This window comes from Pseudonocardia aurantiaca, assembly GCF_039526725.1.
Classification (GTDB): Bacteria; Actinomycetota; Actinomycetes; order Mycobacteriales; family Pseudonocardiaceae; genus Pseudonocardia; species Pseudonocardia aurantiaca.
Genome location: NZ_BAAAJG010000002.1, coordinates 326,249 through 340,412 on the forward strand (window position 1 = coordinate 326,249; position 14,164 = coordinate 340,412).

Below are 14,164 nucleotides of genomic sequence, written 5' to 3' on the forward strand. Positions count from 1 at the left end.
TTGGACGATCAGAACCCCACCCCCGGTTCCATCGGCCCGATACTGGATCTGTGAGTGGACGTCGAGCCCGGAGCACTCCCGCGCTGCGGGCACGCGTCGACTCGGGCCTTGCCGAGCTCGTAGGGGATCGGGACCGGGCACGCGGGTGGACGCTGCTGCTCGACGGTACCCCGCAGTCGCATGTGGACCTCGACGATCCCACCCACCTCGAGTTCGAGTACGTCCGCCGGCTCGCCCACGTCGTCGACACCACGCTGGCGCCGCGCCGACCGATGCGGGTGCTCCACCTGGGCGGCGGTGCGCTGACACTCGCCCGCTACGTCGCCGCGACGCGGCCGCGGTCGGACCAGCACGTCGCCGAGGTCGACGGCGCGCTCGTCGAACTGGTGCGCCGGGAACTGCCGCTCGACCGGACCTGGCGGGTGAAGATCCGCGTCGCCGACGCGAGGGCGTCGCTCGCGCGGGCGCCCGCCGGTCGCTTCGACCTGGTGATCGCCGACGTGTTCGCCGAAGGCCGGACGCCCGCGCACCTGACGTCCGTCGAGTTCGTGCAGGCCGTTGCCGACACGCTCGCGCCGGGCGGCCGGTACGCCGCCAACATCGCCGACGGTGACGGCCTCGCGTTCGCCCGCTCCCAGGTCGCCACCGCGCAGGCCGTGTTCCCGCATCTGTGCCTCATCGGTGATCCGCCGGTGCTGCGTGGGCGCCGCTTCGGCAACCTGGTGCTGGTCGGCGGCCGCGCCCCGCTGCCGGTGGCGGAGTTGGCCACGCTCGCAGCGCGCGGCCCGGGGGCGGGACGGGTGGAGCACGGCCGCGATCTGGAGCGGTTCACCGGCGGTGCCAGGCCGGTCACCGACGCGACCGCTGTGGGTTCACCTGCTCCGCCGCCGGATCTCTTCGGACCCGGGTAGCGCGTCGATCGCCCGCGCGGCAGTCCGTACGTTCCACGGGGCCGCAGGCCCCCGGGTGGGTACAGCGCGGGACGGCGCGGGTGGTCTTCGAATTCACGATCGTGGACGGGACGGTCGTCGGGATCGAGATGATCTCGGATCCCGAGCGAATCGAGCGGATGGACGTGACGCTGATCGGCGACTGATGAGCACATAATCTGCACGCGTGGCCGCCGAGCTGATCCTTCTGTCGCGGGTTGCCTACCGCGGTCAGGAGATCACCGGGCCCCGGCTGCGGAGCCTGCTCGCCCTCCTCGCCGACGACCTGCGCACCGGGTGCAGCGCATCCCGCCTGGTGGCCGGGCTGTGGCCCGAAGACCAGCCCGAGAACCCGACGAAGGCCCTGCAGGTGCTCGTGTCCCGGGTGCGCGCGCAGCTGGGTCCCGAGGTCATCGCCAGCACACCGACCGGATACCGGCTCGCGCTTGCCGCCGAACAGGTCGACGCCGCCGCCGTACAGCTGGAGGCCGCGGCGAGCGCGGCAGGCTCCCGCGCGGGCGACTACTCGGCCGCGCTTGCGCACGCCGAGTCGGGACTCGCCCTGTGGGACGGCGGCGGGAGAGCCGAAGCGGCGTCCGACGATCCGCTGGCGACGCTGCGGGCCGAGCGCGCACCGGTGCACCGGGCGCTGGTGCGGGCGAGGGCGCTCGCGCTGTCGCGGCTGGGACGGCGGGCCGAGGCGGTCGAGCCGCTCGCCGAGCTGGCCCGCGAGCGCCCTCGTGACGAGGAGGTGCTGCTCGAGCTGCTGCGCTGCGAGGCGGCCACCGCTGGCCCGGCTGCTGCGCTGGCCCGGTACGACGCCTACCGCCGGGCCTTGCGCGACCGGCTCGGCACCGACCCCGGCGCTGACCTGCGGGCACTGCACCAGCAGCTGCTGCAGGCCGAGACGCCTGCCGTCCGGCGCGGGGTCGCGCACGAGCCCAACCCGCTCCTCGGCCGGACCGACGACCTCGCCGCGGTGACCGCCCTGCTGCGTACCTCCCGCGTCACGTCGATCGTCGGGCCCGGTGGCCTCGGCAAGACCCGGCTCGCCCACGTCGTGAGCCGGCAGGCGGAGCAGCGGGTGGTGCACTTCGTACCGCTCGCGGGCGTCACCGCCGACGACGACGTCGCCGGAGAGGTGGCATCGGCGCTCGGCGGCGGCTCCGGCGGCCCGCCGTTCGCGAGCGCAGGCACTGCGCCCGACGCGGCCGCGCGCATCGTGGCGGCTCTCGGGTCCGGCCCCGTCCTGCTGGTCCTCGACAACTGCGAGCAGGTCGTCCGGGGCGTCGCCGACCTGGTGCAGACGCTCGTGTCAACCGTGCGGGACCTGCGCGTGCTCACCACCAGCCGCGCCCCGCTGGGCCTCTCGTCCGAGTCGGTGTACGTGCTCCCGGAGCTGAGCCCGGCGACGAGCGCCGAGCTGTTCGAGCAGCGGGCAAGGGCGGCCCGGCCCGGCGTCGAGCTGCCCCCCGACGTGGTCGGGGAGCTGTGCCGGCACCTGGACGGGCTGCCGCTGGCGGTGGAGCTCGCCGCGGCGCGGGTGCGGGTCATGTCGGTCGCCGAGATCGCGCGTCGCCTGGACGACCGGTTCGCGCTGCTACGCGGGGGCGCCCGCGACGCCCCGCAACGGCACCGCACGCTGCAGGCCGTCGTCGACTGGAGCTGGAACCTCCTCGACCCGCCAGCGCAGGAGGCGCTGCGGGCGCTGTCGGTGTTCCCGGCCGGGTTCGGTGCGGCCGCCGCGGAGCACATGCTCGGCGATGGCGGGGCTCTCGACGTGCTGGAGCACCTGGTCGACCAGTCGCTGCTCAAGGTGACCGACGGCCCGGCGGGCGTGCGGTTCCGGATGCTCGAGACCGTGCGCGAGTTCGGTGCGGCCCGCTGCGAGGTGGCGGGTGTGAGCGACCGTGTGGCTGTCGCCTTCCTTACCTGGGCCCGGGACTTCGCCATGGCCCGCTTCGACGGCCCCCTCGGCGCTGACCCGTACCCCGTGGCCGACGCGATCCAGGCCGAGCAGGACAACCTCCTGCACGCGATGCGACTCTCGCTCGCGAGGCACGACGGGGCCACCGTGGTCGCGACGGGTGCCGCGCTCGCGAGCATGTGGATGGTCGAGTCCCAGTACGGCCGCCTGCTGACGTTGGGTGCGGAGACGGACTGGTTCCTGTCGCACTACCGGCCTGAACCGGAGATGGTCGAGGCCACCCGGACGGTCGCGGCGCTCGCCGCCGCCGGCGTCTTCGTGCTGGAAGGTCCGCGCGCGGCGCGGTCGCTGGCCGTGCTGCGCCGGCTGCCGCCCGCGCCGCCGGACACGCTGGTGCGGGCGATCGCACTCGTGCTGCTGGCCGCGCCCGACATCAAGCGCTCGGGCGTCGCCGCGCTGCGGGAGATGTGCGACAGCCCCGAGCCGCTGCTGGCGGGGGTCGCCAACGGCACGGCCGCCTACCTGTGGGAACAGTTGGGCGATGCGGAGGCCGCGCTGGCGGCCGCGCGGCGGATGTGCTCGGTTTTCGACAGCCCTGAGACGCGCTGGCTGCGTTTCATCAGCCACTCACGGGTGAGTGAGCTGTGCGTGCAGCTCGAGCGGGGCGCGGAGGCCCGGGAGCACCTGCTCGCGGTGCTGGGCGAGGTGGAGGCTGCGGGGGATCGGCCGGACCTGCTCGACCTGCAATGGGGGATGGTCCTCATCAACCTGCAGATCGGCGACGTCGCGGAGGCGGAGCGCTGGGTGGAGCGGGCCGGCGCCGACCCGGACACGGGGACGGGCTACGGCGGGATGCGCGCGGAGATCCTGCTCGTGAAGGGTGAGGTGGACGCCGGGCTGCGGCTGTGGCGCCAGACCGTCGAGCGGCTGCGCAACCCCGACGGCGAGGTCCTCGGCATCGACGCGCTCGGCCTGGAGCCGTGGACCTGTGAGAACGAGGCCGCCGCAGTGGTCGCCCATGCGCAGGACGGCCGCCTCGATCTTGTCGAGGACATGGTGCGCGAGCTGCCGCGGCAGGTCCACGCGCTGCTCGCCGACACCAGCGCGAGGCCCCTGTCCCTGGCCGATCACCTGCCGATGTGCGGGGCGCTCCTGCTGGCGCTCGCGATGGCCGACCTGGATCGCGGCGGCCGCACCGGCGACGCGTCCATCACCAGGACGGGGGCGCGGATGATCGCCATGGCCGAGTGCCTCCGGTACCTCCGGAGGTTCCAGCCGACGATGTCCTCGACGCGGGCGCGGCGTGCTGCCGAGCACGCCGACAGGCCGGCGTACGCCGACGCTGTGTCGGCCTACGCCGGCCTGGGCCGGGACGAGCTGCGGGCTGCTGCCCTGGCGCTGCTGGAGGAGCGGGGCCAGGGATGACGTCCCTCGATCAGCTCGAAGGGTCGCGGTTGTAGAGCTTCTTCGCCCAGAGGTAACCCCCCAGGGCGATGACCGCGCACCAGGCCACGGCGAGCGCCGCGCTGTTGCCGATCGGCGTGCCGACGAGCAGCCCGCGGACCGTCTCGTTGATCGGTGTGAACGGCTGGTACTCGGCGAACCAGCGCAGCGCCGTCGGCAGCGAGTCGGTCGGGACGAAACCGCTGCCCAGGAAGGGCAGGAGCATGAGGGGCATGGGCAGGTTGCTCGCCGTCTCGACGCTGTTGGTCACCATGCCGAGCGCGACCGAGAGCCAGATGACCGCGAACGAGGCCATCGCGAGCACACCGAACACCGCCAGCCACTCGAGCAGGCCCGCGGTCGGCCGGAACCCGAGCAGCACCGCGACACCGAGGACGAGCGCGATGCCGAGCATCGTCTGGATCAGGCTGCCGACAACGTGCCCGGTGAGCACCGAGACGCGGGCGATGGCCATGGTGCGGAACCGGGCGATGATGCCCTCCGTCATGTCCATCGCGACCGACACTGCCGTGTTCGTCGCGGCGCCGATCACCGTGACCAGCAGGATTCCGGGGGTCACGTACTCGAGGTACTCGGCCCGCCCGCCGGAGACGGCCCCTGGCAGGCCGGCGCCGAGCGTGCCGCCGAACACGAAGACGAACAGCAGCAGGAAGACGATCGGGAGCCCGACGAGCATCAGCGTCATCGACGGGTAGCGCTGCATGTGCCGGAGGTTGCGCCGCAGCATCGTGGCGGAGTCGCGCAGCGCGTAGGTGTTCGTGCTCATGAGGTGAAGACCTTCCCGTTCTTGTCGGTGCCGGTGAGGGCGAGGAACACGTCGTCGAGGTCGGGCGTGTGCACCGACAGCGACGAGACCTCGATTGCCCGCTCGTCGAGCCGGGCGAGCAGGCCGCGCAGCGACCTGACGCTGCCGTCGCTCGGGACCTGCAGGGTCAGCGCGTCCTCGTCCGCGGCGGACCCGCCGAGCGTCCCGGCTGCCGCCGAGAAGGCGTGGACGTCGGCGAACTGGAGGCGGATGTGACCGCCGGGGACGCGGCGCTTGAGCTCCTCGGCCGTGCCCTCGGCGACGAGCTTCCCGCCGTCGAGCACCGCGATGCGGTCGGCGAGTTGGTCGGCCTCCTCCAGGTACTGCGTGGTGAGGAAGATCGTGACGCCCTGATCGGCCACCAGGCCTCGGATGATCTCCCACATCGAGCGGCGGCTGCGCGGGTCGAGCCCGGTGGTCGGCTCGTCGAGGAAGATCAGCCGCGGGCTGCCGACGAGTGTCATCGCGAGGTCGAGCCGCCGTCGCATGCCGCCCGAGTAGGTCCCGGCCGGCTTGCGCGCCGCCTCGACCAGGTCGAACCGTTCGAGCAGTTCGGCGGCCCGGCGCATGCGGGCGGGCCGGTCGAGATGGTGCAGGTCGCCCATCAGGAGCAGGTTCTCCTCGCCGGTGAGGAAGTTGTCGACGGCGGAGAACTGGCCGGTGACACCGATCTCGGCGCGCACGGCGTCGGGTTCGCGGGTCAGATCGTGCCCCGCGACGTGGACGTCGCCGCTCGCGCCGATCAGAGTGGTCAGGATCTGGACGGTGGTCGTCTTGCCGGCCCCGTTGGGCCCGAGCAGCGCGAAGATCGTCCCGGCGGGGACGTGGAGGTCGATCCCGTCGAGCACGACATGGTCGCCGTAGGACTTGCGAAGCCCGGAGACCGCGATCGCGGGCCGGGTGGTCGTCGTAGTCATGTTCCCCTCGTTCGTTCTGCAGTGGCGCTGGTCGCCGTGACACGAATGAGGTTGCGCGGAGGCGCATTCAGGGCGGTTTCACCGCAGTTTCAGCCGGCCCGGCCCGGTTTCACGAGCCCCACCTGAGGGGGCGGCGTGCGCTGCGCGAGACTGCTTGGGCCGCTCGGGGGAAGGACCGGGACATCGCGCCCTTCGATCCCCACAGCGGAGGGGACGTCGCGAGCGCCACCCCGCGTTCACCCTCGACGAGGTCCGCGAGCTGCGGTCGAGCGACCCCAGCTACTCCGAGGACATGGCCGACGCCCGCGTCGCGGTCGTATCCGTCGCGTACACGGACATCCCGGCGGAGCTGCGCGCCGAGGTCCACGACCTGCGGGGCGTGCTGACCTTCGTCAACGAGAACAACGCTTGGGTGGTCTGCGAGATGGGGTTCCTGCCCGCGGGCGAGGTGCCGGGGGAGGTGGCGCCTGACCCCGACCCGACGAGCCCGACGGGCCGCGCGCAGGCGTTCATCGCGGCCGTCAATGCCGCGGACGTCGACACTGCGCGGATCTACATGAGCGTGAACGCGTTCGGCGTGGACGAGTTCGTCGCCTCGGCGATCGCGGAGGGCGCGCAGCTTCGCCTGAACAAGCGTGTCGAGCCGGCGGGGGAGAACGCCCAGATGCAGGTCTGGTACTCGGTCGGAGGCCAGGAGCAGCGGGCGAGCGGGATCATGCAGCAGGAGCCCGACGGCTGGTGCGTGCTGTCGCTGGGGTTGCTCGGCCGAATAGTCGAGTGCACGCCGGGCGTCAGGTCGCGCTGAGGGCGGCGATCCGGGCCAGCCGTTCTTCGAGATCGCGGATTCGGCGCTGGTCCTCGAGGAGCATGACGAGCACGGCCCGCAGCGCCTCGACGAAGCGGAGCTCGCCGTTCAGCAGCTCGTGTCGGGTGACGACGAACAGCACGCCGAGCGGACGGCCGCCGTCGCGGTGGAGTGCGACGGCGAACCCGCTTCCGGTCGCGCGGGGTTCGGGGAACCGGAGCGCCGCGGGGTCGAATAGGGCGGGGCGCAGCGAGTCGAGCGCACGGGCGATGGGCGGGGGCGGCGGTCCGGCCGTGAGCCGCTCGGCGAGCCAGCGCGGCACGCCGAATCCGCCCGCGAACCGGAGATCGACGTCGTGGAGGTACACGCCCGCCGTATCGGCGTCGAGGGCCTGTACGAACGGGCGGACGGCCAGCCTGATGCCCGCGGCGACCTCCTCGGACGCGGCGCCACCTGCCACGGCCGGCTCGTGGGGCGCGTCCTGGGCGGGTTCGAGCGCGCTCGTTCCTGCCCGGCCGGCGAAGCGCCGCAGCTCGGCAGGGTCATAGCGGCGATGGCCGCCCGGCGTCCTCAGTGGCGTGAGCAGGCCCGCCTCCTCGGCTGCGAGAAGAGTGGTACGGCTCATGCCCAGCACCCGGCTCGCCTCGCTCACGCTGAGGTGACGTTCGGCGCCCATCGCACCTCCGTTCCATCCGTTCCGTCTGGAACTGATCGAAGATGGTTTGATCAGCTCCACGATCGAGTGCTACACCTCACCTACCGGGTGGTCAACGGTGACCCCCGGCCCGTGCACGGAACGGATTCCGGACGGTTCCGGACGGTTCTGGACGGTTCTGGACGGTTCTGGACGGTTTGGATGGGGGGAGGGCCCGTGCTGGACGTGCGCCGCGCCGCGTTCGCCGACCTCACCGGCCAGGTCGCTCTCGTGACCGGAGCGGCGCGCGGCCAGGGCCGCTTGCACTGCCTGGCGCTCGCTGACGCGGGTGCAGACATCGCGGCGCTCGACGTCTGCCGCGACCTGGACGTGCCGAGTTACCCATTGGCGACCCGCGCCGAGCTCGACGAGGTGGTAGCCGCCGTCGAGAGCATGGGGCGGCGGGCCCTTCCGCTGGTGGCGGACGTGCGGGACCCGGCGGAGGTCGACGGGGCGGTCGCGGCGGTCGCGATGGAGTTCGGGCGTCTGGACGTCCTCGTCAACAACGCCGCGGTGGTGACGAGTGCCCCCTTCTGGGAGCTTTCCGAGGATCAGTGGTCGGCCGTCATCGACACCAACCTGACCGGGATCTGGCGCACCACCAAGGCGGCCGCCGACCTGGTGCGCCGCTCCCCGCGAGGCCGCATCGTGAACATCGGCTCGACGGGCGGGGTGCGCGCGGTTCCCGAGTTCGCGCACTACGTCGCCGCCAAGCACGGCGTCGTCGGGCTGACCCAGGCGATGGCGATCGAGCTCGCGAACGACGGGGTCACCGTCAACGCGATCCTGCCGGGCGCGGTCGACTCGCCGATGCTCGCCGGTCTCGCCGGCGAGCTCGGCCTCACCCCCGAGGACGTGCACAAGCGCTGGCTGCACGACCAGTTGCTGGTGGAGGTCATCTCGCCGGCCGAGGTCACGGGCGCGCTGTTGTGGCTGCTGAGCGACGCCGCCCGGCACGTGACGGGCCACTGCCTCGCGGTCGACGGAGGTGCACTCGCCCGCTGACCGCGCTGGACCCAGATAGCCGATAGCTCAAGGAGGAGCGATGGGCAGATTCGATGGCAAGGTCGTGCTGATCACCGGTGGCGCCCGTGGGCAGGGCCGCTCCCATGCGGTGAAGTTCGCGCAAGAAGGCGCGGACGTGGCGTTCTGCGACATCGCGTCGCAGCTCGACACCGTGCCCTATCCGATGTCCAAGCCCGACGACCTGGCGGAGACCGTGCGCCTCGTCGAAGATCTCGACCGGCGCTGCGTTGCCGTCACCGCCGACGTGCGCGACCGCGGGCAGCTCGACGCGTTCGCCGAGCAGACGCGGACCGAGCTCGGCCGCATCGACTTCCTGCTCGCCAACGCGGGGATCTTCTCCTTCTCCACCGTGGCGGACATGGCTGACCGCACCTGGCAGGAGATGATCGACACCAACCTGACCGGCGTCTTCCACGCCATGCGCGCGGTGCTGCCCGCGATGATCGAGCAGGGCTACGGCCGGATCGTCGCGACGTCGTCGATGGCCGGGAAGATGGGCTTCGCCAACATCGCCCACTACTGCGCGGCGAAGTGGGGAGTGATCGGGCTGGTCAAGTCCGTGGCGCAGGAGGTGGCCGGGAACGGCGTCACCGTCAACGCCGTCTGCCCCACCAGCGTCGACACGACCATGATCCAGAACGAGGCCGCGTACAAGCTGTTCCTTCCCGACGTCGCTCAGCCGACGCGCGAGGACGCCGCCCCGGCCTTCCAGAGTCTGAACGCGATCCCGATCCCGTGGGTCGAGACCACCGACATCTCGAACGCGATGGCGTTCCTGTGTTCCGACGACGCCCGCTACATCACCGGCGAGACCATCGCGGTCGCCGCCGGGCAGAACGCCACCAACGCTGGTTGAGCTGCAAAGGAGCAGATCATGGCAGGACGACTCGAAGGCAAGGTCGCGCTGGTCACCGGGGCGGCGCGGGGGCAGGGACGGTCGCACGCCCTGCGGCTGGCGCAGGAGGGTGCCGACGTCATCGCGTTCGACGTCTGCAGGCAGCTCGGCACGGTCGAGTATCCGATGTCGAGCTCCGAGGACCTGAAGGAGACCGTACGGCTGGTCGAGGACCTGGACCGGCGGATCGTGGCGCGGGAGGCCGACGTCCGTGACCTGGCGGGCGTGCAGCAGGTCGTCGACGAGGGCGTGCGCGAGTTCGGCCGGCTCGACGTGGTGTGCGCGAACGCCGGGATCGCCGGGTTCGCAGACAACACGTGGTCGCTGACCGAGGAGCAGTGGGAGGAGATGATCGCGGTCAACCTCACCGGGGTGTGGAAGACCGTGCGGGCAGCGGCCCCGGCGATGATCGACGCGGGGAACGGCGGGTCGATCGTGATCACCAGCTCCACAGCCGGAGTGAAGGGCATGGCCAAGACCGGTCACTACGTCGCCGCGAAGCACGGCGTGGTCGGGCTGATGCGCACGCTCGCCAACGAGCTCGCCCCACACTCGATCCGGGTCAACACCGTGCACCCGACCGGGGTGAACACGCCGATGGTGGTCAACGACTACATGGCGAAGGCGCTCTCCGACCCCGAGTTCGGCAGCAACATCCAGAACGCGCTTCCGGTCGAGATGGTCGAGCCGGTCGACATCTCGAACGCGATCGTGTGGCTCGCCTCCGACGAAGCCCGCTACGTCACCGGTGTCTCGCTCCCCGTCGACGCGGGGTTCCTGCAGAAGTGACCAGCCGACCGGAGCCGGCCATCCCGAGCACGAACGGTTCGCGACGCGACGACATCGCGCGCGGGGTGGTCGGCAGGCGGCGCGAGCTCGACCTCGTGCTGGCGGCGGTGACCGCCGGGCGGGACATCCTGCTGGAGGGCCCGCCCGGCACGTCGAAGTCGACGCTCCTGCGGGCGATCACCGGCCAATGGGGAGTGCCGTTCCTGCTGGTCGAGGGCAACGCCGAGCTGACGCCCGCCCGGCTCGTGGGCCACCACAACCCGGCCCGGGTGCTGCGGGAGGACTACTCGGCGGAGAACTTCGTGCCGGGCCCGCTCGTGGAGGCGATGCAGCGCGGCGGCTTCCTCTACATCGAGGAGCTCAACCGCGCCCCCGAGGACACGCTCAACGTGCTGCTCGCCGCGATGGCCGAGCGGGAGGTCGCCGTCCCGCGCGTCGGCACGATCACCGGCCTGCCCACGTTCCGGGTGCTGGCGTCGATGAACCCCTTCGACGACACCGGCACCGCCCGCATCTCCGACTCCGTTTACGACCGCTGGTGCCGCCTCGCGGTCGGCTACCAGGACGAGATCGAGGAACGGGCCATCGTCGCGGTCCGGACCGGCTGCACCGACGACGGGCTCATTGACGACGGCGTCGCGATCACGCGGGCCACCCGCGGCCACCCCGAGCTGCGCCGCGGCTCGAGCGTGCGCGGGGCGATCGACCTCGTCGCGATCGCGAGCGAGCTCGCCGTACTCGGCAGCTACGGGACCGGCGACTCCGTCGACCGCCCCCGGGTCGTGCTCGACGCCGCACTCCTCGCGCTCTCGGCGCGCATCGGCGTCGACGAGGCCAGTGACGTGACCCCGGAGCAGGTGATCACCCAGATCTGGGAGGACCATTTTTTCTCGCGCCCCGGCGTGCGGCGCCGGGACCCCATCGGCTAGACGTCGACAACGCCGTCCGGCTCCCGGGCACGGATGAGCGGCCGCCCGGGCTCGCGCCGCTGCGGCGCAGGCCCAAGAAGGTCACCGAGGCGCCGGCGCTCTTCCAGGCGGAGACGGGCACCGCGCTCGTCGTCGACACCGGCTCCACCCGCGGCGATGGCCCGGCCACCGGTCCCGTGGGCGGGCAGGGGGTGCTGGTCACGGGGCAGCAGGCGCGGCTGCACGACGTCGCCGAGCTGCTCGAGGACGGGGCGGCGGACCGCGAGGTCGCTGCGATGGCGCAGCGGATCGCCCGCCGGCTCGCGATCCGCCGGCGGCCGCGCTCCGAGCTCACGGAACGCGGCGCCGGCCGTCTCGCGTCGGTGCCTTACCGGTACCGCTCCGACGACATCGACCTGGACCGGACGATCGAGGTCCTCGCCGAGCGACCGGTGCCCGAGGACACCGACATCGTTGTCCGCGAGCGGATGCGGTCGCGGCGGGCGGTGGTGCTCGTCGTGGACGTCTCCGGCTCCATGCGCGGGGAGAAGGCGCGCATCGCCGCAGCCACGGTGGCGGCGCTCTCGGCCGACCTGTCGAGCAGCGGCGACCAGCTCGCCGTCGTGGCGTTCTGGTCGGACGCGGCGCTGCTCACCCCGCTCGGTGCGGACGTATCCGCCCCACGCCTGGTCGACCAGCTGCTGCGCATCCCCGCCCGCGGCCTCACGAACGTCCACTTCGCGCTGGCCGTGGCCCGGGCCGAGCTCGCGCGCTCCGCGGTACGCCGTCGGACGGCCGTGTTGCTGACCGACGCCGTGCACAACGCGGGCCCCGACCCGCGGTTGCTCGCGGCCCGCTTCAGTGAGCTGCACGTCCTGGTCGAGACCGACGGCGAGCACGACCTCCCGCTCGCCGCCGACCTCGCCCGGCTCGGGCGCGGCCGGCTCGCCCGGATCACGAACCACCGGGACGTCGCGCCCGCGCTCAACCGCGTCCTGCGCTGACGCAAGTGCGCACTCCGCGCTGGACTACCACTCGTCCGACGACTACGAACAAGGGAGCGATCAGGTTGTGAGCGCGCTGAGCCTGTAGACCTCGATGGCGGTGGTCCGGTACAGCCGGTCCCGCTCGGCATCGGTCCATGCCGCCGTAGCGGCGGAGATCTCCGCCCACACCCTCGGGTAGCCACCGGCGAGCTCACTGACCGGCCAGTCGCCCCCGTACATCAGCCGGTCCACGCCGAACAGCTCCGCCGCCCGGTCGATATAGGGCCGCACGTCGCTCGCGGTCCACGTGCCATCGGCTACATCTCCGCCGCGGCGAGCCACTCATAGCGGCCGGGGCCGGGCGTCCAGAAGTGCTGGTGCGCGTCGATCACGGTCATCGGGGCCCTGCCGCTTGCCGGGAGAGTGTCCATACCTCGCCCAGCACCATGTGGGCGGCTTCGTCCGCCACTCCACCTGCCGTGTTCTCGAACCGGTCCACGAACGGGCCGATGAACGCCTGCCACCGCTGGTTCGCGGGATCGTCCTGCAGGACGCGCATCGCCTCGGCGAAGTCGTCGCAGTCGACCAGGTGGAACAGGTGCCGGCCGCTGCGCCAGATCGTCCACTCGTGGATCCCGACGCGGGCGAACGACGCCACGAGGTCGTCGGGGATCCGCACATGCGCCTCCTCGTATCCCCCCTCCTGCCCGTCCGCGATTACCGAATGCAGCGCCACTCGCATCAGCCTTCGCCTCCCAGATCGATCGCGATCACGTCGACAAGGGCGCCAGTCGGCTGGGGAGCCGCGATGAGGAGCTCACCCAGTGCGTCCTCGCCGCGGTGCTCCTCCTGGTGCACCTCGATGTTCGTCTGGTGTGCGAGCGGGGTGTCCGAGCCGAGCAGCGTCACCGCCCGGATGCGGCGCACCGGGATCCCACGCACCACTACCTCCTCCACCGGGCGCAACAGCAGGTGCAGGTACAGCCGCTCGCCCCGGCGAGTGAGGGGGCCGTAGAAGTCCACGGCGCCGCCCACCGGCTCCACGCCGATCACGCTCTCCCCGTGGGTGTCGATCCACGCACCCAACTCCCGCAGCAGCGCGACCTCGGTGTCGGGCACGGCGCCGTCGCCCGTCGGGCCCACGTTCAGCAGGAGGTTGCCGCCGCGCGCGACCGTCTCGACGAGGTAGCGTGCCAGCCGCCGCGCCGACTTGTAGTTCGTGTCCGCGGGGCGGTAGGCCCACGCCTCGCTCATGGTAAGGCAGAGTTCCCACGGGCCATCCGGCGGCGAGACCGGGAGTCCCTGCTCAGGCGTGGAGTAGTCGCCCTGGTCGGGGAGCCGGTCGTTGACCACGGTGGCGGGCTGCAGCTCCGCGATCAGCCGGCGCAGCTCCGCCGCCCGCCACTCCACCGGCGTGCGCTCCCACTCCCCGTCGAACCACAGCAGGTCGATCGGGCCGTACCCGGTGAGCAGCTCGGTGAGCTGATCGCGCAGGTACTGGATGTAGCGGTGCCACGCCTCAGGTGCGGGCCGGCGGTAGCTCTCGGAGGCGTACGGCCGGTCATCGTCGGTGAAGGCCGGGTAGTCCGGGTGGCGCCAGTCCGGCAGGGAGTAGTAGAGCCCGACCCGGAGGCCCTCGGCGCGGACGGCCTCGACGAACTCCCGGGTGATGTCGCGCTGGAAGGGCGAGTGCTCGACCGAGTAGTCGGAGAATCGGGTGTGGTACATCGAGTAGCCGGCATGGTGACGGACCGTCAGGACCACGTACCTCGCGCCGCTCTCCCGGGCCAGGCGCGCGAGGGCCTTGGCGTCCCAGCGCTGCGGGTCGAACGTGTCGGCGGTCGAGTGGTACTGCGCCACGGTCAGGTGGTCCTCGGGTTCCGCCCGGCCCGGAATGATCGACCGGCCGACCAGCGGCCACGAGATCTCGACGCCCTGCTGGCTGGCGTGGTCCCAGTGCACGAAGAGCCCAAGGCCTGCTCCGGTGAACCAGCTGAGATCAGCCATGATCGTGCTCCC

Annotated in this window: 14 protein-coding genes; 8 read left to right on the forward strand and 6 right to left on the reverse strand. The window is 72.1% G+C overall.

The window, feature by feature from the left end:
• Positions 1-50: 50 nt before the first annotated feature.
• Positions 51-911 (forward strand): spermidine synthase, encoded by an 861-nt coding sequence (locus ABD143_RS03525; RefSeq protein ID WP_343971084.1) that lies wholly within the window; start codon positions 51-53, stop codon positions 909-911.
• 205 nt (positions 912-1,116) lie between these two features.
• Positions 1,117-4,281, forward strand: coding sequence for an ATP-binding protein (locus ABD143_RS03530; RefSeq protein ID WP_343971087.1), 3,165 nt, complete (start codon positions 1,117-1,119; stop codon positions 4,279-4,281).
• A gap of 10 nt (positions 4,282-4,291) precedes the next feature.
• Here ABD143_RS03530 and ABD143_RS03535 read toward each other — a convergent pair whose 3' ends face one another.
• Together ABD143_RS03535 and ABD143_RS03540 are read right to left on the reverse strand one after the other, a co-directional pair.
• Entirely contained in the window at positions 4,292-5,086 is a 795-nt protein-coding gene (locus ABD143_RS03535) for an ABC transporter permease (RefSeq protein WP_343971091.1), read from the reverse strand.
• Complete coding sequence (locus tag ABD143_RS03540; RefSeq protein ID WP_343971094.1) at positions 5,083-6,042, reverse strand: ATP-binding cassette domain-containing protein; 960 nt, start codon at positions 6,040-6,042, stop codon at positions 5,083-5,085. The genes ABD143_RS03535 and ABD143_RS03540 overlap by 4 nt, the downstream gene beginning before the upstream one ends.
• A 292-nt stretch (positions 6,043-6,334) precedes the next feature.
• On the opposite strand from ABD143_RS03540, the gene ABD143_RS03545 reads away from it, so the two are divergent.
• The gene (locus tag ABD143_RS03545) at positions 6,335-6,847 is read left to right on the forward strand and encodes a hypothetical protein (RefSeq protein ID WP_343971097.1); all 513 of its coding nucleotides are present in this window, start codon (positions 6,335-6,337) and stop codon (positions 6,845-6,847) included.
• On the opposite strand, the gene ABD143_RS03550 is transcribed toward ABD143_RS03545, so the two are convergent.
• On the reverse strand, positions 6,834-7,523 hold the full coding sequence (locus ABD143_RS03550) for a MerR family DNA-binding transcriptional regulator (RefSeq protein ID WP_343971101.1): 690 nt from the start codon (positions 7,521-7,523) through the stop codon (positions 6,834-6,836). The two genes, ABD143_RS03545 and ABD143_RS03550, sit on opposite strands and share 14 nt — an antisense overlap.
• Positions 7,524-7,718: 195 nt before the next feature.
• Between ABD143_RS03550 and ABD143_RS03555 the strand changes: the two genes are divergently transcribed.
• From ABD143_RS03555 to ABD143_RS03575, 5 genes are all read left to right on the forward strand, one after another.
• Positions 7,719-8,546, forward strand: a complete 828-nt coding sequence (locus ABD143_RS03555; RefSeq protein WP_343971104.1) for a mycofactocin-coupled SDR family oxidoreductase — start codon at positions 7,719-7,721, stop codon at positions 8,544-8,546.
• Positions 8,547-8,586: 40 nt separating this feature from the next.
• Positions 8,587-9,423, forward strand: a complete 837-nt coding sequence (locus ABD143_RS03560; RefSeq protein ID WP_343971107.1) for a mycofactocin-coupled SDR family oxidoreductase — start codon at positions 8,587-8,589, stop codon at positions 9,421-9,423.
• Between the two features lie 18 nt (positions 9,424-9,441).
• Positions 9,442-10,251: a mycofactocin-coupled SDR family oxidoreductase gene (locus ABD143_RS03565; protein ID WP_343971110.1), complete on the forward strand. Its 810-nt coding sequence runs from the start codon at positions 9,442-9,444 to the stop codon at positions 10,249-10,251.
• Positions 10,248-11,180, forward strand: a complete 933-nt coding sequence (locus ABD143_RS03570) for an AAA family ATPase (protein ID WP_343971113.1) — start codon at positions 10,248-10,250, stop codon at positions 11,178-11,180. The genes ABD143_RS03565 and ABD143_RS03570 overlap by 4 nt, the downstream gene beginning before the upstream one ends.
• Positions 11,181-11,356: 176 nt before the next feature.
• Positions 11,357-12,163, forward strand: a complete 807-nt coding sequence (locus ABD143_RS03575) for a vWA domain-containing protein (RefSeq protein WP_343971116.1) — start codon at positions 11,357-11,359, stop codon at positions 12,161-12,163.
• A gap of 60 nt (positions 12,164-12,223) precedes the next feature.
• Here the strand turns inward: ABD143_RS03575 and ABD143_RS03580 are convergent, their stop codons facing one another.
• From ABD143_RS03580 to ABD143_RS03590, 3 genes are read right to left on the reverse strand one after another with little or no spacing between them, the layout of a single operon-like run.
• Positions 12,224-12,487, reverse strand: a complete 264-nt coding sequence (locus ABD143_RS03580; RefSeq protein WP_343971119.1) for an amidohydrolase family protein — start codon at positions 12,485-12,487, stop codon at positions 12,224-12,226.
• 52 nt (positions 12,488-12,539) lie between these two features.
• Entirely contained in the window at positions 12,540-12,887 is a 348-nt protein-coding gene (locus ABD143_RS03585; protein ID WP_343971122.1) for an L-rhamnose mutarotase, read from the reverse strand.
• A complete protein-coding gene (locus ABD143_RS03590) occupies positions 12,887-14,152 on the reverse strand; it encodes an alpha-L-fucosidase (RefSeq protein WP_343971125.1) in 1,266 nt (421 codons plus the stop codon). The genes ABD143_RS03585 and ABD143_RS03590 overlap by 1 nt, the downstream gene beginning before the upstream one ends.
• Between the last annotated feature and the right edge of the window lie 12 nt (positions 14,153-14,164).